The organism is Faecalimonas nexilis (assembly GCF_059731825.1).
Genome location: NZ_AP029189.1, coordinates 1,092,191 through 1,114,811, shown reverse-complemented (window position 1 = coordinate 1,114,811; position 22,621 = coordinate 1,092,191). Strand labels below are relative to the sequence as shown.

The window sequence follows — 22,621 nt, the reverse complement described above, 5'->3', positions numbered from 1 at the left end:
AATTCTGTTTTTTTATAGCGTTTCCCTTTGTATATATGATGTTTTTAATATATTACTCTGCATATCGTATCCGATCAATCAAACTCAATTTTCGGAAATTTGCAGATACTCCATATGTGAGCAGTACCTGTAAAAAGGCAACCACACAAATCAAAAGCACTGCTGGGACCACTGGAAAATGATACTCACTGATCTGAAACATGTGTTTGGTTTTTGCATAAAGAAATGCACCATATCCTACAAGACTTCCAATGCCCACAGAAACTGCCAATGTTCCCAAAGTATAGATGATTCCTTCCAGTTGCAGCATACGGATCAACTGTTTTTCAGACATTCCTATCGCCTGTATCATTCCAAGCTCCCGCCTTCTTGTGTAAATACTGTTCATCATAGTGTTCACAAGATTCATGATTCCAATTCCACCCAGAATAATCAGAAATGCATAACACAAAACGCTCGTCAACCGCATATTCTTTTCCCACTCCTGAAGTTGCTCTTCATAACTTCCTGTCACCAGGTATTCACTGTTGTCGGCAAGTGCCTGAAGTTCCTGATATGCACTGTTCTTTTTCTGATCATTCACTGTGATTTCCAGTATGTAGTTCAGATTATTGGGATTCATTTTTTCCAACACTGATTGGGGCAGATAAAATGAACTTCCGCCAAGGCTTGCATAGTAATCTCCGATGGCTCCTATCTCAAAAGTCTTTTCTACCTGGTCATCTCCCATATTCAAAACCATCTTCAAGGAATCTCCCACTTTCAGTTCCGGGAACCAGTATAGCATATTAGCAGACATGAGGATTTTATCTCCTTTTTCCAATTCTTCATATGTCACATGTCCTTGTATCTCTCCTTTTTCCAGCGTTTCTGCATAAGATGCATCCAGTCCAATAATATTCGCGTCCCAAATTTCACCATCCATAGATAGTTTCGGAATTTTGCCATTCATAAATGTTTTTACCTTTACCTCTTCCACACCGTCTACATCACGAACCTGATCAATAAACGCTTTCGTCAAGGGGTTATTCTGCTGAACCTGTCTCCAGTCTCTGTCCGGATTCATTTTGTCCCCACCCCATGTTTCCAATTTAATTTTATAATCAGATTCAATATCCTTTCTTGCAATTTCTTTCGGTGCCGCGCAAGATAAAATAGTTGCCACAACCATGAACAGAATACCAGTTGCTCCTAATGTAACAATCGTAATCCCAGTCCTCTTTTTATTTCTTACCATATTTGCTTTTGTCAAACGAAAAATCGTGAGATTCTGATAGCCTTTCCGTACTTTTTTCCCACGTTTTTCTAACCCCTGATAACGCATAGCCTCAATGGGCGAAACTTTGGCAGCAATTCGCATCGGTTTTGCCAAAGAAACTGCGGAAGTAAAGAGCACCGCCATAATGGTAATCGCATAAATCCACCAGTGCAACAAAGATACCTCACCATTTTTTACAAGTTCTGCTGCTACCTGCATTAGAGGGTCTTCGCCTGCCATAAAAGTAATCATCTGTTTCATAATCCATCTGGACAGGAAACTACTGATAAGCAATCCTACAGGGAGGGCAAGCGCCGTAACCAGCATTCCTTCACGGAATACCATCTGCCGAATCTGTCTTTTGGTGGAGCCTATGGCTTTTAATTTTCCATATTCCTGTACTTTTGGTATCATAGACACATAATAAATACTATAAATAGTCAGGATTCCTGCTAAAACAACCATAACGATTACCACGATCATTCCTTTTACAAATGACGGATCTGTATAATTTGCAGCCAAATACGCTCTGTTTTCTACCACATTTCCCTCAGGTACACCAAAATCCTCTCCGATTTCTTTTCCCCTCTCTTCGATTTCATCTGTTGTCATATGCTCTGCATCTGCCAGACGGAACATCACACGATATTCTCTGTCTGCTTCCGGTATCATCTGTTTCGCATATTCCATGGAATTCATCACAAAATACATTTTCTTTTCTTTATTCAAATCAGAAGATTCCATAAAGCCACAGATGCGGAAAGTGTCTTCTTTCGCATATCCCATACCGTCTTTTTCGTAAATTTGGTATGGAATCGTGATTTCATCACCCAATTTCCCCTGAATTCCCAGTTCCTCTAAAACTCCCTTGGAAACAACAATATCTTTTTCATTTTTTGGGAAAGTTCCTTCTTCTAACTCCGCTTTGTTCAACCGAATCCCATTATTATCCATAGCGGTCATAATGATTGTGGCATCATCATCTATAATCTGTCCCAAATCCATTCTCAGACCGATTTCTTCTATATCATTATGCACCTGAAGTGCTTTGGTGTTTTTCTCGGAAACTTGGCGGAACATAATATGGTAAGATGGATAATAAGCATCCACCGATGCAAGCTGTACGCGGATCATTCCATATCCCACCGTTAAAACAACAAATATCAGAAACGTAGTCAGTGCAATGGCGCATCCACATAAAAAGTTTCTTCCTTTGTTCTGTTTTACATTGGCAAGCGCTGTTTTTGTTACTGTTTTCATGCTCTCACCACCTTACCGTCTTCAATGACAATCATACGGTCAGCCATCTGCGCAATGGTCTCATCATGCGTGATCATAACCAGTGTCTGCCCATATTCTGAAACACAGGATTTCAACATAGAAATCACTTCTAACTCCGTCTTGGAATCCAAATTTCCTGTTGGTTCATCTGCTAAAATAATCGCCGGGCGAGATGCCAACGCTCTTGCAATAGCAACTCGCTGCTGTTGCCCACCAGAAAGAGTATTCGGTAAGGATTTCAATTTATCCTCCATTCCGATTCTACAGATAATATCCATAACATACTCTGTATCCACTTTCTTTCCATCCAATCCAATGGGTAGCACAATATTTTCCCAAACATTTAAGGATGGTACTAAATTATAACTTTGGAAAATAAACCCAATCTTTCTTCTGCGGAACACTGCAAGTTTTTCATCTTTCAGTTGAAAAATATCTCTTCCTTCTATCAAAACCTTTCCGGAATCAGGACGGTCCAATCCTCCCAGCATATGAAGAAGAGTACTTTTTCCCGATCCAGAACGTCCTACAATTGCTGTAAATTCACCTGGTTCGATTATTAAATCTGTATGGTCAATAGCTTTCACCAAATTATCGCCTTTTCCATAATATTTCACAAGATCTCTTGTTTCTAATATTGCTTTCATAAACTTTGAAGCCTCCTTTTTCTTTGCTAATGTCATTCTATCAATCCAGTCTTACAGCAGGCTTACAAAAAGCATAACAATTATGTAAGAAATCTTTTTTCAGAAATCTATTTCTTTGGTAATGTCACCACAAAATTATTACCGCCTTCAGATGCTACTTTTACACAAATCGTGCCTTTCTGCTCCTCCAAAATTTTTCTGGCAAGATAAAGTCCAACCCCAGAGCCCTCCTGTTTTTTTACATACTCTTGGTTTCCTCTGTAAAAACGCTGAAATACCCGATGCGCCTCTTCTGCCGGAATACCTGTTCCCTGGTCGATAAATTCCAGCATCATGCAGGTAGCAAGCTCTGTTACCCGAATTCGGATTTCTGTATGCTCCGGCGAATACTTTACTGCGTTGTCTAAAATATTTACGAACACTTCTCCTGTCCATTTCGAGTCGTGTACAATTTGCACATCCTGAAATTCATCCAGAGAAATATCTATGGATTTTTCATACGCTTTCATATACACACTGTTTACAGCCTGTACCAATGTATTTTTCAGACTGCCCATCTCTGGCTGAATCTGAATCATCCCAGATTCCAATCTGGACACATGAATCAGTGAATCCAAAAGATTTTCCAGTCTTTGAATTTCATCCCATTCCTTTTTATAAAATTCTTCCCGTTCCTCCCAGGTTAAATCGGCAGACCCCGCCAGTTCACAACTCATCTTCAATGAAGCAATCGGTGTTTTCAATTGGTGGGAAATATCTGTAATTAAAGATTTTGTATTGTTTTCTTCTCTGGAAAGTTTTTCTCTTACTTTTTCAAAATGATTCTGCAGTTCTATATATTTTTCCCGAAGTTCTTCCTGGTTATTTTCATCTTGCTGCCGGTCTCTTTTATTTCGCAAAAACAAAACCCATGAAACTCCAAGTCCTGCCACAAAAACCATCGCCATTCCTATTCCATATGCAGCAAAAGTTTTCACGCTTCTCCCATCAAAAGGAGTATACCCGTAACGCTCCTCCAGCTCTTTCCCCGCTTCCTCTTCCTGACGATTTCTTTGCTTTCCTCTGTCAAATAACTCTATATACTCCGTCTCCTGTTCCGGATGGGACAGCACTAACGCCCCTAATTTCCCCTGCTCTTCCTTGTATAAACTATTTCCTGCCAGAAACAGCAACAATATCTCTGTCACAAACAGAAAAAGCAGCCCTGCTGCCAGAGCTACTCCTGTACGCTTTCTTCGGTCCATATATATCCCATCCCCCTTACATTTTGTATATAATCATTCCCGATTTTTCCTTTCAATCGGCTGATATTTACAGGAACTGTATTATCGTCTACAAACTGCCCGTCAACATCCCAGACATACTCTAAAATCTGTTCTTTTGATAAAATCTGCCTTGCGTTTTCCATAAAGTAAATCATTATCTGAAGTTCCTTTTTACTTAATGTCAAAGGAGTCACTCCATCAGCATTTCGTTTTAACGCTCTCATTTCTCCATAATTTACTTCGATATTTCCTGATAAGATTCTGTTGTGTCCGCAGACTCCTTCCATTCTTCTCATAAATGCCTGAACTTTTGAAACCAGTACCATCAGGCTGAATGGCTTTGTAATATAATCATCCGCCCCTGCATCATAGCCGTTTACCATATCAATTTCCGAATCCATTGCCGTGAGAAACAGTACAAAGACTTTGCTCTTATTTCGAATCTTCCTGCAAAACTCCAGTCCGTTTCCGTCCGGCAGAGTAATATCACTGATTACCAGATCTATTCTATTTTCATCAAATAATTTTTCTGCCTCTGAAATCTGAAAAGCGGAAAAAACCTGATACCCTTCTTTCTGCAGTTTTAGCGCGATTCCACGGTTCAGATTCTCATCATCTTCCAATAACAAAATTGTCCTCATTTCATCTACCTTCCTAATCTCCTAACATGATAAACAATCACATTTTACCACACTCCTCCAAAACTGCATAGTATCCACCTGCTCTCCAGAAAAGAAAAAGGACCGCTGCACCTGCCCCAGCCAGCGTTTTTTTCTTTCCCCATAGTCGGGGCAGGTTCATGCGCTATGCAATTATTCTTCTTTAGCTTCTATCAAGCCGATATTTTTTGCTCTGCGTTCCACATAGCAGCATATTTTCCGCCTTTCGCAAGCAATTCCTCGTGGGTTCCAGATTCAGCAATCCTGCCATCACCCATTACAAGAATTTGATCAGCGTTTTTGACAATGGAAAGGGTATGAGCAATCATTACCACTGTCTTTTTCTCTTTTAATAGATTAGCGATGGCCTGCTTTACGGCAAGCTCATTTTCAATGTCAAGAGATGCTGTTGCTTCATCCAAGAGCAGGATGGGGCTATTTTTCAGGATAGCACGGGCGATTGAAATTCGCTGACGCTCACCGCCAGAAAGAAGGTTTCCGTTTTCGCCAGTCGGCGTATCGTAGCCCTTTTCCATCTTGCGGATGAAACCGTCACAGTTGGCCTCCCGGCAGGCGGCTTCGATTTCCTCATCCGTGGCCTCGGGGCGGGCGTGCCGGATATTCTCACGAATGGTATCATCAAAGAGAAATACATCCTGATCTACCATAGAGATTTGTTCCAGTACACGCTCGGCAGCTACATGGTTTATAGGTTTACCACCAATGGAAATTGTTCCGCCTGTTGCCTCGTAATATTTTGCAATCAAATTCAGAATGGTAGATTTGCCGGAACCGGAGTCCCCGACAATGGCTGTGAGCTTCTGGTCTGGCACTGTAAAGGTGGCGTGTTTCAGCACCGGCTCTCCAGGAACATAGGAAAAGTCCACACTGTCGAAGTTGATTTCATGGGTGGCTGTTTGAAGCGGCTCCATACTGCCTGTTTCCTCTGGTTCGTTCATCACACCCAGGATTTTGTTTTTGGAAATCATCAGGTTCTTATAACTTGTCAGGTCTACAAAAATAGAGTTTGCCAGCTTTGCACAGAACAAAGGCAGCATACAGATCAGAAGATAAGATACTGTATCCAGTGTCCCGGTAGCCCAGGGTGCATAAGCTGTCCAGATAACAAGCGGGCAGGACAGCCAGCTTAAAATGCCAAATCCAGCGCCGATAGGAAGGACTTTCGCTTCATATACAAAGCTGATCCGACAGAACTCCCGCATAGCGTTGATAACGGTTTTATTCTTCAAACCACCTACGCCATAGGCCCGGAAAGTTTGAATACCAGACACATACTCCACAATGCTGCTGACATTCTCTGCACAAATATCATTCTTTTCTTTACCATACTTCCGAACCATACGGAAGGAAAGCCACAGTCCAGGGATCAAAAGCAAGTCGGCAATCAGCAGGATAATTCCGGCAGGCACATAAATGGTCATCACAAAAATAATCAGCATGAGCGAAAGTGCAAAACTCTTTGCCATATCACCGATCTTATGGGTCAGGATTTTTTCATAGTTGTTTACATCGCTTGTGATGGTATTGATATAATCGCCGGTCTGTCCCTGGGTAAACCGGGAAAGCGGGATACGCTTCAAATGGTCGCCCATAAAGAGGCGGGTATTCTTGCTGACCTCTGCACCGCCAATCTGCGCTTTGGTATAGCCATAGCTGTAAATCAGGATACGAAGAAGAAAAACCACCGCGATCACACAGGTCAGAACCAGGACACGGTTCATGTCAAATTGTCCCGACCACAAAAACTGCATGACAGAGTAAAGCAGCATAAACAGGCTGCCGGAGAGAAGCCCTTCCAGAACAGTCCCGCCAACACCAATATAAAAATTACGGTTCTTTTTCAATACATCATGCTCACTCATGCTGCTCGCCTCCCTCCAACTGATAAGTAATATTCCGGGCTGTTTCGTAGTCCTCCCACGCCTTCCGATAGTAAGCATTGTTCTTTCGGACTTCCTCATGGGTTCCGACACAGGTAATTGTGTGATTTTCAACCACTGCTACACGCTCGCACATCTTCAACGCGCTCAAACGATGGGCTACCACAATGACAGTCTTTCCCTTACAGAGATTTTGAATGGCTTTGTCAATCTCCATCTGATTTTCCGGGTCAGAGGCGCTTGTGGCCTCGTCTAAGATCAAAATGGGGGCATTCTTCAGGATAGCGCGGGCAATGGCAATCCGCTGTTTTTCACCGCCGGAGAAACGAGAGCCGAAGCTGCCCACCTTCGTGTCATATCCATCCGGCAAAGACATGATGAAATCATCAATCTGCGCCTCTTTTGCGGCGGTCCGTACTTTTTCCAGAGTGGCGTTACTGCCCATGCGGATATTTTCTAAAACGCTGTCACGGGTCAGGAAGGTCTTTTGGAACACAATGGCGACATTTTTTAGGATAGTATCATAATTGAGTTCCTTTACATTTTTCCCGCCAATCAGCACTTCGCCCTCCTGCACATCATAGAACCGGGAGATCAGCTCAATCACGGTACTTTTACCGGCACCAGACTGTCCCACAAGGGCCATGCGTTCACCATCTTTAATTTTGAGATTAACGCCTTGCAGTACATCGGTCTTGCCATCATAGGAAAACCGAACATTCCGAAGTTCAATATCGTGATTTTGGGGAAAGTCCGCTCCACCCTCATAAATTGGAATATCCAGTATCTCTTTGGTCTTAGTAACAGCGTTCAGCACATTGGCAAAATTAGTCCCCAGTTCCTGTAGGGGGCGTATTTCCGTCAGATACATGGAACCTACATAGACGAACAGCAAAAATGCGCTGGCAGCCAGTGAGCCTTTCAGGAAAAACATTCCGCCGATTGGAACCATCATCAACATCCCACATTCGATGATAACAACAAAGGCCGCATAAGGTGGCCCCATGCGCCGGGAAGTTTCATTCCACATGGCGTTTTCTTCCTGGATAGCGTCTGAAAACTTTTGAAACGATTTGCTCCCCATGTTATAGGCTTTAATCAATTTCATGCCGCTGATGTACTCAATCATAACCGAGTTCAGTGTGGTAATGGAGTGATTGGCCCGTTCCATCAGGTCATCCGTATTGCGGAACATCATTCCCATTACAACAACAGCAAGGATCAGCGGAACCAGGGAAATCAATGCCAGAGGAATATTGACGGTCATCAGATAAATAAAGATGACTACCGGCCCCACCAGATAGCACACAAGGTCAGGAAGGTTATGGGCCAGAAACAGCTCCAACTTTTCAATATCTTCATTCAGAACCGTTTTTATGTCCCCGGTGCGCCGTTCATTCAAGGCCCCTAAAGGCGCTCTAGCCATGTGTTCTGCAACCATGCAGCGCACTTTGAAAAGAGCGCCATAGGCCCCTTTGTGGGCTGCTACGCCGGAACAGCCAAACAGGGCAAACCGCAAAGTTACCGCCACTGCAATCATTACGACCATAAATCTAGCCCCATCTCTGGAAACCGCATGGATACTGGGCGTAACCACAGCCTCCTGCATGCACCTTGGTCATTTTATCTATTAAATAAAGAAATACGGCAACCTTAATTTCCCAATCAAGCCACCGTATTGTCCATAATTTTCTATTTTATTTTTATATGTTTATTTCTTTTCTAGCTGCAATTTTAATCTTTCAATCTCTTTTAAAAGTTCTTCATTTTGTAATGTTAATTTTATATTTTCCTTCTTAAGCTTGGTAACTGCAATCTTCAATGTATTTAACTTTTCTTCCATAACTTTATCAACAATAATCTGCTTCGGATTATAACACGCACCTTGTTCCCTATATGCCTTATCTAGTGCTGTCCTAACTTCTATATTTCTGTAAAAAAGTGTTTTAGAAAATCCTGTTTTTCTTATCAGTGCAGCCATTGTCACTTTTTCTTTTCTATCCAGCATATTTTGAATTTCTTGCTTTGCAATCTCAGCTTTAACCTTACTTTTTTCTTGACTAATAGCGACTATTTTGTCGTATTTCATTTTCTCTTTTCTCCTTTCCTAAAATCCCACACACCTCTCTCAACCTTTGATTCTCCTCAAGCAACTTCCTCTTCTCTAACTCCAGCTGTAAAATTTGTTTTTGTTGTTTTATCATCTTTTCTTCTATCTCTTGTTGAGTACACATCGAAGTAAGGTTATTTTTATAACACTGATTCTGCTTTCGAATTGCTTCATACAAAATTTCACGAACAAGTTTATTTTTGTAAAAGAATGAATTTGAAAATCCAGTATATCTTTGTAATGCTGCTACCGTAACTCTTTCACCATTTTCTATCATTCTTTCAATCTCTTTTTCCACGATACGGGCATTTTGCTTACCAATTTTCTGATTCATTTCAACTACTTTATCGTATTTCATGCCGTCCATCCTCACTTATATTTCTTTCTGAAGATTCCGGTTGATTACTTGTAGTTCTTGATTTTCAACTCTCAGTTTCACCATTTCCAAATTAAGTTTTCGCAATTTTTGTTGCAAATCTTCGATTTCCATCACGCTGTCAAAGTTTATTTTTAACATACGCTGTTGCCTGTATCTAGCATCATCAAGTGACTTTCTAATGTCTTTATTCACATAAAAATTTGCTCTTGATAATTTTGTTCTCTTGGCAAGCTCGGCAACGGTAATCCATTCCCCTTCTCTCAGCATTTCCTCTATTGCCCTAAGTGCCACTTCCGTATTCTGTCTTGATCTTTCTTTACTTATCTCTACAATCTTATCGTACTTCATATCAGATACCTTTTCCTTTAATTATAATTTTTTCAGCATGGAAAGCTCTTTCTTTTTAATCCTGCTTTTTAGTTTCTCCACTTGAACCTTAAGTTCCTCTATCTGACCTCGCAATTCCTCGTTTTCCTGAGACAAACTTCGGTTTCTGACCTTATATTCCATGATTTCCATCTGCAGTGCCTCGGTGTTGTCATTCTTTGAATCTTTACTCTCACTCCAAATTCTTCGACATGATACATTGGGCGATTGCACGGCTGCATCCAACCTGCTTCTCACTTCTGGATTTTTATAAAAGAACCCTCTTGATAAGCCAGTTTTTTTCACCAGCAGAGTTACCGATGGATATTCCCCCTTTTCTATCAACTGTTCTATAGCCATCGTGGCCAGCTTAATTTTCTGCTCACTTTCGATCCGATTCACGGCTATCATCTTTTCATAATTCATATCCATCCCATCCTTTTATTATGTCCATTAATATAAGGTCCATTTTTTCTCTGGTTTTTCTCGTTTCATCAGCCATAACTTTATTCCCGATTCTCCGGTAGTGGTGGACACTCTGTAATGTTTTATGTCCAAGTAGTCTTGCTATCATCCAATCCTCGATATGAAGCTCGGTCAATTTTTTCCCATAACAGTGTCTAAAAATATGTGTCCCGAATTTCAGCAGTTCCCCATTATCATCCCGTATATCTTTCTGCCGGATCATCCTCATAACTTGTGCCTGGATCATTCCATATTGATATGGTTTCGTGGGATCATCTTTTTTTACAAAAACATATTCTGTTTCCCCGTAACGCTCTTTGGTATATTCCATGGCTTTTAAAATCAAGCGCCCCACCTCATTACTAACTGCCTTTTCATAAGTAATGGATTTCACTTGATCAATCCGGACAAAATATCTCCCTTCTTTCTCTCTAAGACAATCCATTCTTAAAGTAAGCGTATCGGAAATGCGTGTTCCCAAAAGCTGGTGAACGATCAATGCCCTGGCTATCTGCTCGTCCATATTAAAAATGTGGGAATTCAATCGCTTAATTGTAGCATCTGAATAAAATTTAAACTGATATCGTGGTGTACTTGGAAAATCATTATTTAAGAAAAGTTGCAGAAGATGCCTTCTCTCATATATATTCCCCACATCTTCAATCACACGTTTTAAGCCATACAGATCGGAACGATAGTTCTTTCTTTCGGTTGTCTCCGTCTGTAAGTATATCAAATAGTCTTCAATATCTTCTCGACTCAATTCCTGTAATGATTCCAGCTCTGGCTTTCTTACATTTAAAAAGCGGCTAAATCTCTTTACTGCAGTCATCTCTGAATGTATTGTGCCAAGTGCGGAATATTTTAAATGTAAGAATATGGTTCTTTTTACCTCTTCTCTGATATCCGGCTGTAAAATATCGGTGAAGTTAAGGGTCTTCACATTTTTTATGGGATTTCTTCTGATTGGAAATTCAAATTTCTCCAACTCCCATATATCTTTTTCCTGTTCTTCCCGTTCATCTTTCACTTCAGCAAATTTTAGAATCTGACGCAGTTTTCTTTCCAATGCTGGTGTTTCTCTGGCTGTTATATCGTAAGCAGCCCGGTATTTCATGCTGGACAAGGCCAATCCCTTTTCTAACATCCACCCCTTTAAAATTCTGACCGTCTTTTCTGGATCAGCATTCTGCAATACTGTTATATTCTTCTCTATCAAAAACTTCCGTATATTGTTATAGGTGGTTAGTTCAGTAGCAAGGCTCGATAATGCTAAAGTCTTCCCCCGTTCCCATATAAAGGCTTCTAAGATTTCTTTCACTTCCTTAGATGGTAGCCCTTCCAGATCAAAATAACGGATCTTACATATTCTCATAGAATTTCTTTGTTCTTCTGAGGCATGCTTATAGCTTTCCATTTCGTAAATATGTATCCTATCCTTTTTCATGTCTATATCTCCGCTTCTTTGGTGTGATTGTCAAAGCAATATTATTTTCTGGTTTATCAAAGTAATTGTCATTTGCTTTTTCAATCTTCTTAGGCATATAGTCCACATACTGTTTAGTCATTTCTTCTGCTACATGTCCAAGGTAATCACGAATTGTTTGTATCGGTACACCATCATCATAAAATTGGGTTGCCAGCGTATGTCTGTAATCATGTGTTTTAAATACATACTCACAATCTGCTATTTTGTGTTTTTTACATTGCGTTCGAAAACGTTTTACAAATGAACCTATTCTATATGCTCCTCCCTGTTCAGCTTGAAAAACATAATCGTTTGCATGAATATGATTTTTCTTTATGTATTGTTGCATAACCTCATACAGCATAAATGGAACAGGAATCATTTTATCTGCCTTCATTTTGATCTGATACACTTTGATCCAGGCATCCTCTCCATCCCAGTAGTATGCATCTCCTTTTAGCGTACATACTTCGCTGATCCTTAACCCTGTTGCCCATAGATGCAGGAAGATCAACCGCAATTCTTCTGGAAATAAATTCAGTTTGTGAAGTATTTCCATATAAATATCTTCATCAACGCTCCTGTCATGATGTATAGGATATACTTTCTGCTCATAGTACTCCGGGTGAAACGGAATTGCCTTAATATGTTTTTTTATCTTTAGGTACTCATAGAATTTTGTGATATCCAGTATCTGCCGGTTCACAGTTTCTGCTTGAATTTCTTGTTGCTGGATTTCCTTAAAATATGCACCTATCTGTTTTTCAGTTACATCAAGAGCACATACGTCAGGCCCTAAATACTTTAGAAATTTTTTCACATAGTTTTGCTGGCTTCGAATATTTCCAATGGTCAGACCTGTGATTCCTATCTGATATCTTGCATATTCCTGTAGCAGCTTTCTATTGTTTAAATTTTCTACTTGGTAAAAAGATAACCTATTCACCGGATTACATGGATTCACTCTTTCTGGCGCAAGGTGGAATCTTTCCATGTACCATACATTTGCATGCCAGTGGATCTGCTTTCCACTCATAAAGAGAATTTTTCGACTGTTATCCACAATCTGCATGGAGTTTTTATAGTTAACCACCTTCTGCTTTACTATCTCTTCTAATTTTTCAATCTCTTCCTGTTCTATGGTTTCTATATCTACTATCCCTTGGTTGATGCAATATTGATACATCCACTGCATAGGAAGCAGGAATCGTACTCTCCGATCCTTTGGATCCTTTACATTCTCAAGAATATGTATGAGTAGTTGAAAAATCTGCTGTTTCATCTTTTCTGAAGCCTTGACACTAAAGTCCCATACCAATTCTGTCTTATCACGTACCTTATCAAATTCCATAGCCAGTTTCTGATCTGGCAGATATGGCAGGAAAAGGATCTGCTGTTCGTATTTCAAATAAAATTTTTTTATGTTTGCAAATTGTTTCATTTCCTGTCTGATATGATATTGCTTGATTCGATCCAATGTCTTTAAATACCGAAGTACCTGTTCTGGCTTCTTTTCCTTCATAAGATACTGTTCATATTTTTCTCGGATAGAATAATCGATTTCTCGGATATGGTGTATCCCTTCCCGAATAAGAAAATTTTTGATATTACCCGTCAATGGCATTTCGATGCCTTCGCACTGCCGAATTTCTTCCAGTAGATCACCATATTCTTGTTCGATCCAGTATGCTTTTTTGTTTCTGAGAAATGATGTCATACTATTTGCTGCCCTGATCGTACAGTCCCTGTCCTCAAGCAGAAACCTTTTATAATTTCGAACATCATTTTCTTCTACTAATATCACATTATAAATTCCTAACTGCATCAGATATTCTTCTGCATATCTCCATGACTTGTCTTGTACTGGTTCTCCCTCTATAAGCTGTTCATGCAAATAGGCCAATTCCGTTTGATGCTCAGTATCTAGTAATCTGATTGCAGGCACATAACCGCCTCCTCCTATAACAGATGATCAACTCCATACAGGGATTGGTGCTGGCTGTAAAATGCATCACTTGCTTCCATCAGTTCTTCCTCTGTTATATTCAAATATTTCATAGTTGTTTCAATGTGTCGATGACCAAGTGCCTGACTGATAAGTTCTAGTTTCCACCCTGCCTTTCTCCTGGTATTTGCGAAATAATGTCGCAGCATATGTGGTGTCACTTTAATTCCGGTCTTTTTTTCAAGACGCTCCATCAAACTCCGTACACCGCTGTCCTGCATTGGTTTCCCTGCATATTTTCCAGACACATTGACCAGAAGATACTCTTGTTGAAAGATCAGGTCCTTATATTCTTCCAGATAAAACTTTAAGATTTCGAATGTCGCATCACTGACTTTTGCCTTTCGGAATTCTGCATTCTTGGCACGTGCATCATTTTCATTATCTTCTCTAAAATTTACATAGATCAGATGGTTTTCATAATCAATATCTGTTGCATAGCGATTGCCCAAAATTTCTCCGATTCGGAAACCTGTTTCTGCTAATAATAAAAGCAGGACTTGATCGCGGCAATTTGCACATGCCTTTAGTAAAATAACGATCTTGTCCTGCTCTATAGTTCTTCCTATATGTCCTGTTTCCTTTAAGTATCCGTGAAAACTTCTCCGATTCAATATCTTTCGAATTCCTACAGAATTTCTTACAATGTATTGTGCATCAGATAATACTTTTAAACTTTGCTCGCAACCTTCCTGCTGTTCAGCAAAATTGTACAATCGAAACACTTCCTTGAGATATGCATTGCAAGTTTCATTGTATGGCTTTTTCGTGTACTCATCTTTGCTATGCATCCCAGCCTTTAACCATATAAGAAAATCTGTAAAATGTTCCTGTTGCTTTTCGTATTTCATATTCCATACATCTTCCATCGTTAGTTGATTCTCAGACAGATAGTTTAAGTAATATGAAATCACAAGAGCGCTTCTCTTGATGGTGTTTGGCGAACCTTTCGCCCTCATTTTATGCATTAGATATTGGGAAGGAAGAAGAACGATTTCTTGGCTGACTTCTTCCCGTATAAAATAGTATTTCTTAGATTTTTCTGTCTGCATATCCACTATGAAATGTTCCATTTCTTCACTTCCTTTCCTCTAACGCTATACACAGTATACCCACTCTATGCTATGAAAGCTATTCACAAATACCAACAATTCCGAAAGGTTTCTCCTAAAATACTCACTACATTTTTCTCTATTTTCTTTGGAAAACTTAGCACTACCAACAATTTCTCTACAATCTGTTACATATAGTATTCGATTCGTTTTCGGTTCCGAATAAAATTTTCTACATCTGCCATTCTGTCTGTAATCCGACATACTGGAAGTGCATCAATTACCTCTTTGTGGTATTTCCCTCCTCTTCCTGCTCTGGAATCTAATATAGACACTACACAAGTATCTGTTTCCGTCCGGATTGCCCGTCCAAATCCCTGGCGCAGTTTGATCTGCATATCCGGCACTATGATTTTCTGAATATATTCCTTTAAAGTCTGATATCGTTCTCTTTCTGCTTCCCTCACAGGATCGGGTACCGCAAATGGCAAACGGACAATAATCAAAGAAGATACTACATCTCCTGGAAAGTCCACGCCTTCCCAGCAGGAACCAGCTGCAAAAAGCACACAATTTTTCTGTGCCTTAAATTCACGGATCACTGACTGGGAATCTTTCCATACCTTCAACAACGGAAATGGGAGATTCCCTCTCAATTCTCTGTATACATTCCCCATCATAGAATAAGAGGTAAACAGTACAAGAGTATGTCCAAATGTGGAACATACCAGCTTTCGGATCTGCTCAGACAAGAAACGGATTTCTCCATGATAGCTATCATACACTTTTCTCTTCCGTCTTGGCATGTATAGTAAACAATTTTCATCATAATCGAACGGTGAATCAGCCTGATATTCACGTACTCTTCCGACATCTTCGAGTCCGTTCAGTTGCTCTGACCTTTGAAAACTCTCCCCTGCTTTTAAGGTGCCAGATGTAAGAATGGCTGGAAAGCCACGCTCCCAAATATCTGCCTTTATCAAACTTTCTGTTTTTCGATGAACAGTGCAAAACACTGGCAGTCCCTTTGATGTATACTCTAAAAACAATATATTGTTCCGGTCCACATTTAAAAACTGTAACAGGACTTCCCTGCTCTCTTCCAGCCGGTTCTTTGTCCATCTGGATAAATTCCCGATCAACAGATCTTCCGCCCGCTGCAACCAGCGGATGCTGTTTCTTAATGCCTGTCTGGACTCCCTGTTGAGAACAAAGCGAAAACGTGCCTGTTCTTCTAACACTCCCTGTGGTCTTGGCAGACTTTCAAAGAGCTGTGAAAATGCTTCCCGAAGTTTTGCCGCAATATGGGTATAATGTTCCCCTTCTAAAAGACTGCAGATTTCCATAAAATCTTCCGGTCCGAAAGACTTTCCATACATCTGCCTTGCTGCTTCTGGAAATTTATGTGCTTCATCAATGATCAGTGCCTGATAATTTCTTAATAAAGGACGGAAATCATTGGCTCTGTGAAGTGTATCTGCCAGTAGATAATTATGATTACAGATCTGGATAAATACTTTTTCATCTGTAGCTTCTTTTAAATATTTTTGATAACGACAGTACGTTCTCATCTCACAAGTTTCCGGGCAGTATTTGGGGACGCATACCATCCTGCGGTCAAACCCACTCAGATGCTGTACGGAGTCCATGTCATATTGTTCTCTTAATGCATATAAAGCTTCTCTCTGCAGTGGATTTTTTGCTTTTCTTCGTACTGCATCCAACCGAAGCTCCAACCGATTGTCACATACAAAATGTTCTTTCCCTTTTCGGATGACTGCTTGGATAGGGGCAGATATGATTCCTTTCTTCAATAAAACCTGTGATAAAAAAGGTATATATTCTCTTTGGATGGCTTCCTGCAATGCAATGCTTGAGGTTGAGATCACAATAGGCTGACTCTGACCGCACATAGAAAAATATCCAGATAACAATTGACTGTATTTTCGAAAAAGAATGCACGCTACCAGGTATGCATAAGTCTTTCCTACCCCTACTGCTGCATCGCATAATGCAATCTTGTTTCCACACAGGCTGGAAAGCATTTGATGGCAAAGTGTGATCTGTTCTTCCCGAACTTTCATTCCTGCTTGTGGAAGTATTTCTCTGAATATCTCTTCCACCTCTTCGTGTGCCATTCTCCGATATTCGTTCCGATGCATCTTTCCACCCTCTTATCTTTATATTTGTGTTAATATCACATCAATACAGCCAGAGATTTGGTTACTCTGGCTGCATGTATCTGATATCAACAGCACACTTCGATTGATTTTCTTTTGTTGTTGGATATCGTATTTGTCCTCTCACTTCCCCGATATCAAATGGGCACATTATAGCTGGATGTCTGGCAAAACATCCACACAGATATTCCAAACGTCTTACTGATTACAACGTAAGGTTTATCTATCCCTGCATTCGGATCTTTTGGTGTATCATTATCATCCACCCGGACTCATGGCGTCACATTCCTGCCTGGATGCTTACAGAATAAAAGGGGCGCTCTTATATAAAACGATGATCACTGATGCCGTCCGTTGTAGTGAATAACTGAACCATCCTTTTATATCGTCATGGCGTTTCTTTCTGCTACGCTCCGCCGGATGGGAAAGTTTCTATAATGCGGATATCCAATTATCAAGGAACAGAGGAGGGGAAGGCACTAAGTACCTTCCCGAAAATGTATAGGAAAAATTCCTACTTAGGAGAGAACTTACCTCTCCTACTTACTAGCCAACTTCCACAACAAAATATGACGCTAAAAAAAACATTTTTTTAATTTTTTTCTCAAGCGTTTCATTCGTGCAGAAACTGTATTCGCTTTCATTCCAAGCAATTTCCCTATTTCCTCTGTACCATAACCAAACGTTTTTAAAAGAATAATATACAATGTTACTTGATCCAACTTCTGCAGTTCTTTTCTTAGTTTATTGTCATCTAAAGACTTTATGAAGTCTTGCACGTTAACAGGCTGTTGAATTTCCCACTTTCCGGAAGCATCTTCAGTTCTCTCTATAAAATCTGTATCAGGCATTTGATGATTTTTGTAGTTACGTTCTTGTTTAAAACAATTCCAGTCATAATCACGAAGTTCTGCAATAACCTCTTCTGAGACGCCTAGTTCACGTAATTTTTTCTCTTCTTGTTCCTTCCATACTTTCCATTTATATTCTTCTTTTGCTTTGTTATATGCCATATCATTTTTCCTCCGATTTGAATTTTCGAAAATCAAATCGGAAGTGGTGGGCTTCTATTTCTTGGATTACTCCAATAGAAAAAGATGCACTGCAGATTTTCTATCCACAGTAACGTCTTTCTTTTTTGACAATTATATTTATAAGTATATGAAATATGGTATGAGACACCATATTTAAAACCGCATTTTTTTCTATCTGCTGTTACGCTTTTTTTAACGTTTTCTTATGACTGAATCTTCTCCTATTGCCTAATATTGCACATCAATCCCTTATTATAAATTATGTGCCTCTATCCCATTTTCTTTTTTAATATTGCTTAATACACCACATCAAATATTGTTCACTACTATTTTCACTTTTCCAATGTTGCATAATACACTAGATTTCATGGAGGTGAATAGTACACATGGCGCAGATTGATAGTCGTTTAGGTGATATGATTCGTAGCTACCGTGAAAAACTTGGTTTAACGCAAGAAGAAATGGCTGAAAGACTTCAAGTTAATCTTACACATTATGGAAATATTGAGCGTGCCGCATGCAATCCAAGCTTTTCTCTTTTTCTTCGGATTGCCAAAGAATTAAATCTTTCCGTAGATGCTTATCTATATTCTACAAGAGATGATACTGCCGCTGAGATTACACGTTTACTCTCAAAATGTTCCAAGCGCGAATGTCAGATTATCTTAGAAAATATCCTTACCCTTCTTAAGAATCGGGATGAATGCACGTAAATTGATGTTACAGAGTGATTCTGTTTTTATTCCAAATTTTATCTAGCTTTTTTCTAGTTTTAACATTAGCAAAGCGGTCCATGCACATGCATGAACCGCTTGATCATTTCCATTGCTTGATTTTTTCCAACATGTTGGAGGGAACTTTCAATATTCCGCTTCCAGATAGTAAAAGCAGCATATCCACCATTCCCTGCAGATAAGCTTGTTGGTTTTCTTCTTCTGCACATTGTTCTGTCAAGCCAACATATTTCTCAATGACACATTTTTGTTCATCTGTCATTTCACAAACTGTCTGCTCATAAATCGGCTGATATGAAAATTTTTCTTTCATAGCCTTTTGATACTCTGGTAATTGTAACTGTGAAAGTCTTCCGGTATCCTCACATCGAAGTTCCTTTAAAAACTGTGCAGTTTTTTCCCATACTCGCTCATCCATGCTTCCCTCTTCCTTTCATCGTACCAAATCTTTTTTTCTTTTGTTCTATTATTCCTCTATTTCCACTCCGAAACACATAATAATTGCTTTATATTATTCTTCTTTGTATGTTGTATAAAATAATTTTTAAAACTTCATCTTTAGAAGTATATTACCATTCCATTTCGCTAGAATCAATAATGTAACTTCATCTTTAGAAACATTGAGGATATTATGAAAATATATTGGAATGGTGAACGCAAAAACGTAATAGGATCTCGCGTTAAAGAATTAAGGAAAAAACAGGATATTTCCCAAAAGATTTTGGCAGCACGTCTTTCTCTTTCTGGGATTGATTTTACGGAATTGACAATTTTAAGAATTGAAAAAGGGACACGGTTTGTTCCAGATTATGAATTAAGTGTAATTGCTGATTATTTCCATGTAACTTCTGATTATCTGTTAGGCAGAACAAATAAAGAATAGGACAGGTACTCCGTATGTAGCGGGACCTGTCCTATTTCTTCGCAAATTTATACCCTATCCCTCGCACGGTTTGGATAAAAGCGGGATTTCGGGGATCTAGTTCTATTTTCTTTCGTATATGACCTATATGTGCGGTAACATTTCCTTCATCACAGAAATATTCTTTTCCCCATACAGTTTCATATATCTGTCGATGAGTAAATACCTGCCCAGGATAACTCGCAAGGAAAAATAGGATATCAAATTCTTTTACTGTTAGATTAATTTTTCTGTTTTTGTGAAATGCTATTCTATTATTGTAATCCAAGTACAAATCTGCATGATTTAATATATTTTTTTCTTGTAGAGCAATTTTTTTTGCAATATAATTCATATTACAAAGCAAAATTTCTTTATAATTCCCCTCTTCTTCTTTTATTCGAATAAGAATTTCAACTTCTATAATGCTTCACCTGCCCTTTTAAATTTCAAGCAAACGCTCATAAATAAACTTTCTATTTTATTTCATCATTTTCTTTATAAATCTTATTCCACTCTCCATAGGTCAAACGGTTTCGGTACCATTTAGAAGTGTCATCTAAGTTCGACTTAATAACTTGATTGGATATATAGTGAAAACGGTTATTATCTAACGGCTGAATGACTAATTCACTTGTCATTGCATTATCCTGCATTGTTCTTTCCCACACCGCATTAATTATAAGTTTAATTTTCCCATCATCCATCTTTTCATATGATACTACTTCTGGATACGGTTCATACGTTGATCCATAGTCATATAATCCTCTTGGTCTGTACAAATACGTTTTTGTTTCTGCATTATAAATGGCATTAGACTCTAATACTTCACTTTCAACTGTTAAAAATGTTTGAATAACTTCCTCAAAATCTTGTTTTGGAATATAATATTCTACTCCTTCTTGACTATAATTATATGGAACATATTTTTCATATTTTAAAAGATACATAATCTCATATAGATCATAAAAATCAAGTTGTGAATAATCACTTTGATTCCAATTCGTTATAAATAACTTATTTCCAGCATAACCTACTGGCATAACATACTTTCTATTCAACTCCCGACATGCTTCATCCAATGGTTCCACACGAAATCCAATTTTCCCATGATATCCATCATATCCCTGTCGATCATATTCTTCTATGAAAAAATACCCATTTTTTGTATACTTCCATGATTGTACTTGAAATTCATTAATGTACTCAGCTTCTGGAGCGTCCTGATCCCAAGTCATATTACTACATATGGCATAAATTTCCCCATTTTGAGAGTTTAAATCATATCTCACAAATCCTCCTGATTCCATAATAGAAAAAATTGTTATACTATCATTAACCTCGTTTTGCACATTCTTGCAAAATTTTTTCACTAGTTCTCCATTTACCATATCTATTTGATTATTTATGTCAACCGCAATATAGTTTTTTCTGCCTAAATATTCAATAATGTCTTGTTGTAATTTCAATGAATTTCTATTGCTTTGATTCCATCTTTCTTTGTATATATGAAAATAATCATCTGCCAAATCTTCGGATTCTACCAGAATTTCTTCAGTTCTTTGAACTAATTGTACTTGATTTGAATTTTTTTGTATTTTATTACATCCTCCTAGTAGAAAACTAATGACACCAATAATGATCATTAATCTAACTTTCATACTCTTCCTCTCCAATTACAATATCAGTTATAAAAAAATCTATTTTCTTAATTTACTTAAAAATCTCTTCGCGGTTTATATTCTGGAATTTTATATGCTCCCTCACGTTCAATACAGTTTCCCAAATATATCCACTTGTCACCTTCTTCTCGGATTGTCACTTCATGTCTGAATGAACAATCTGTTCCTTCTTCCTGAAAAACAGCTTCTACTGTCAAAGTTAATGATCCATCCTCATTTTCTATACAATTCACTACTTCTGGGAAAGGTTGGAATTGTTGAATTCGATTCCATGGACCAATTGCTTCCCATGGATATACCCCCTTCACGTCATCGTATTGAGCATATATTTCCAAGGTTTCTATTGAAATATCAAAATAAGTTGTGACCACTTCTTCAAATTCTACTTTAGGAATGCCTGATGCATATTTTTTTTCATCAATTTTCTCCCCATACTTCATTGTGTATAAAAACTCAAACAAATCATTAAACTCTATATTTTCCAAACTGTTTTGATTCCAATCTACGAGGAACAGATTATTGCAAAAGTAACTAACCGGTGTAATACATTTATTTCCTAATTCTCTGCACTGTTCATCAAGTGGCAAAATTCTATAAAAAACATGCATATCCATTTCTTGATTTCTTGATAATGCCTTCTCCCATATAATCCACCCTTTATCAGTATAGTTCCAATCATATACCTGAATTTTTTCTATCTGCACAATATATGGACTCATATTATCATCAAATGCAGCTGTTGCTGATGTTACATATAAATCTTTGTTTTTAAATTGAAGTTTATTATATATCCAAACACCACTTGTATTAATTACAAAAAATTCAGTTTCAGTATTTTCTCCTGTTTTTGCCAAAGAAAGAGCATCATCAACTTGTTTATAATTCAACATATTATAATCATGACTGCCACAGGTAATGGCAACATTCTCTTCTGCAATACTTTCGATCATTGTATGAACTGTCTCTTCTTCAAGAACAATATTTGACGCATTACCTTTATCTGCCTGACTGTATATCCTTTTGCATTTTCCAACCATTTTCCTTAAGCGATCACTAATGTCTTTTTCTTCTTTTCTCCCCATTTCAATATTTTTTAATTCATAATCATCATTTTCATCCATCACCACATTCTCTTCTTCTGTATTATTAATTATAAGATCATTTTGAGACCCATTTTTTTCACATCCGGATAATACTAAAGAAACCAAAATAATAGCCAACATTTTCTTCATTA

21 protein-coding genes are annotated in these 22,621 nt (G+C 38.5%); 2 read left to right on the top strand and 19 right to left on the bottom strand.

What is annotated here, in order from left to right; translation table 11 throughout:
- Nucleotides 1–52 precede the first annotated feature (52 nt).
- From AC6I5B_RS05520 to AC6I5B_RS05450, 15 genes are all read right to left on the bottom strand, one after another.
- Complete coding sequence (locus tag AC6I5B_RS05520; RefSeq protein ID WP_118659953.1) at nt 53–2,518, bottom strand: ABC transporter permease; 2,466 nt, start codon at nt 2,516–2,518, stop codon at nt 53–55.
- A complete protein-coding gene (locus AC6I5B_RS05515; RefSeq protein ID WP_005341592.1) occupies nt 2,515–3,186 on the bottom strand; it encodes an ABC transporter ATP-binding protein in 672 nt (223 codons plus the stop codon). Before AC6I5B_RS05515 ends, AC6I5B_RS05520 begins: the two co-directional genes overlap by 4 nt.
- A gap of 107 nt (nt 3,187–3,293) precedes the next feature.
- A complete protein-coding gene (locus tag AC6I5B_RS05510) occupies nt 3,294–4,430 on the bottom strand; it encodes a sensor histidine kinase (protein WP_118659951.1) in 1,137 nt (378 codons plus the stop codon).
- Nucleotides 4,403–5,092 carry a response regulator transcription factor gene (locus AC6I5B_RS05505; protein WP_028088187.1) on the bottom strand — a complete coding sequence of 230 codons (690 nt, stop codon included), beginning with the start codon at nt 5,090–5,092 and terminating at the stop codon, nt 4,403–4,405. The genes AC6I5B_RS05510 and AC6I5B_RS05505 overlap by 28 nt, the downstream gene beginning before the upstream one ends.
- A 191-nt stretch (nt 5,093–5,283) precedes the next feature.
- Complete coding sequence (locus AC6I5B_RS05500) at nt 5,284–6,993, bottom strand: ABC transporter ATP-binding protein (protein ID WP_128125109.1); 1,710 nt, start codon at nt 6,991–6,993, stop codon at nt 5,284–5,286.
- Nucleotides 6,986–8,560, bottom strand: coding sequence for an ABC transporter ATP-binding protein (locus AC6I5B_RS05495; protein WP_412363526.1), 1,575 nt, complete (start codon nt 8,558–8,560; stop codon nt 6,986–6,988). The genes AC6I5B_RS05500 and AC6I5B_RS05495 overlap by 8 nt, the downstream gene beginning before the upstream one ends.
- A 162-nt stretch (nt 8,561–8,722) precedes the next feature.
- Nucleotides 8,723–9,100: a DUF6262 family protein gene (locus tag AC6I5B_RS05490; protein ID WP_009244224.1), complete on the bottom strand. Its 378-nt coding sequence runs from the start codon at nt 9,098–9,100 to the stop codon at nt 8,723–8,725.
- Entirely contained in the window at nt 9,072–9,479 is a 408-nt protein-coding gene (locus AC6I5B_RS05485; RefSeq protein ID WP_009244225.1) for a DUF6262 family protein, read from the bottom strand. The genes AC6I5B_RS05490 and AC6I5B_RS05485 overlap by 29 nt, the downstream gene beginning before the upstream one ends.
- Nucleotides 9,480–9,494: 15 nt before the next feature.
- Complete coding sequence (locus AC6I5B_RS05480; RefSeq protein WP_004613097.1) at nt 9,495–9,848, bottom strand: DUF6262 family protein; 354 nt, start codon at nt 9,846–9,848, stop codon at nt 9,495–9,497.
- A 21-nt stretch (nt 9,849–9,869) separates the two neighbouring features.
- Nucleotides 9,870–10,292 (bottom strand): DUF6262 family protein, encoded by a 423-nt coding sequence (locus AC6I5B_RS05475; protein WP_244342447.1) that lies wholly within the window; start codon nt 10,290–10,292, stop codon nt 9,870–9,872.
- Nucleotides 10,282–11,778, bottom strand: a complete 1,497-nt coding sequence (locus AC6I5B_RS05470; RefSeq protein WP_009244227.1) for a tyrosine-type recombinase/integrase — start codon at nt 11,776–11,778, stop codon at nt 10,282–10,284. The genes AC6I5B_RS05475 and AC6I5B_RS05470 overlap by 11 nt, the downstream gene beginning before the upstream one ends.
- Entirely contained in the window at nt 11,765–13,744 is a 1,980-nt protein-coding gene (locus AC6I5B_RS05465) for a tyrosine-type recombinase/integrase (protein WP_244342449.1), read from the bottom strand. The genes AC6I5B_RS05470 and AC6I5B_RS05465 overlap by 14 nt, the downstream gene beginning before the upstream one ends.
- 14 nt (nt 13,745–13,758) lie before the next feature.
- On the bottom strand, nt 13,759–14,877 hold the full coding sequence (locus tag AC6I5B_RS05460) for a tyrosine-type recombinase/integrase (RefSeq protein WP_004613101.1): 1,119 nt from the start codon (nt 14,875–14,877) through the stop codon (nt 13,759–13,761).
- A gap of 167 nt (nt 14,878–15,044) precedes the next feature.
- Nucleotides 15,045–17,018, bottom strand: coding sequence for an ATP-dependent DNA helicase (locus tag AC6I5B_RS05455; protein ID WP_044924746.1), 1,974 nt, complete (start codon nt 17,016–17,018; stop codon nt 15,045–15,047).
- A 593-nt stretch (nt 17,019–17,611) separates the two neighbouring features.
- Complete coding sequence (locus tag AC6I5B_RS05450) at nt 17,612–18,049, bottom strand: sigma factor-like helix-turn-helix DNA-binding protein (RefSeq protein WP_497773659.1); 438 nt, start codon at nt 18,047–18,049, stop codon at nt 17,612–17,614.
- A 407-nt stretch (nt 18,050–18,456) separates the two neighbouring features.
- Between AC6I5B_RS05450 and AC6I5B_RS05445 the strand changes: the two genes are divergently transcribed.
- Entirely contained in the window at nt 18,457–18,783 is a 327-nt protein-coding gene (locus tag AC6I5B_RS05445; protein ID WP_004613106.1) for a helix-turn-helix domain-containing protein, read from the top strand.
- A gap of 103 nt (nt 18,784–18,886) precedes the next feature.
- Here the strand turns inward: AC6I5B_RS05445 and AC6I5B_RS05440 are convergent, their stop codons facing one another.
- Nucleotides 18,887–19,222: a hypothetical protein gene (locus tag AC6I5B_RS05440; RefSeq protein WP_004613107.1), complete on the bottom strand. Its 336-nt coding sequence runs from the start codon at nt 19,220–19,222 to the stop codon at nt 18,887–18,889.
- Between the two features lie 213 nt (nt 19,223–19,435).
- Here AC6I5B_RS05440 and AC6I5B_RS05435 point away from each other — a divergent pair, with 213 nt between their 5' ends.
- Nucleotides 19,436–19,687, top strand: a complete 252-nt coding sequence (locus AC6I5B_RS05435; protein ID WP_004613108.1) for a helix-turn-helix domain-containing protein — start codon at nt 19,436–19,438, stop codon at nt 19,685–19,687.
- 31 nt (nt 19,688–19,718) lie between these two features.
- Here AC6I5B_RS05435 and AC6I5B_RS05430 read toward each other — a convergent pair whose 3' ends face one another.
- The 3 genes from AC6I5B_RS05430 to AC6I5B_RS05420 form a co-directional block, all read right to left on the bottom strand.
- Nucleotides 19,719–20,060, bottom strand: a complete 342-nt coding sequence (locus tag AC6I5B_RS05430) for a winged helix-turn-helix domain-containing protein (RefSeq protein WP_195484378.1) — start codon at nt 20,058–20,060, stop codon at nt 19,719–19,721.
- 121 nt (nt 20,061–20,181) lie between these two features.
- A complete protein-coding gene (locus AC6I5B_RS05425) occupies nt 20,182–21,366 on the bottom strand; it encodes a DUF6070 family protein (protein WP_004613111.1) in 1,185 nt (394 codons plus the stop codon).
- Nucleotides 21,367–21,422: 56 nt separating this feature from the next.
- On the bottom strand, nt 21,423–22,619 hold the full coding sequence (locus AC6I5B_RS05420) for a DUF6070 family protein (protein WP_243242397.1): 1,197 nt from the start codon (nt 22,617–22,619) through the stop codon (nt 21,423–21,425).
- Between the last annotated feature and the right edge of the window lie 2 nt (nt 22,620–22,621).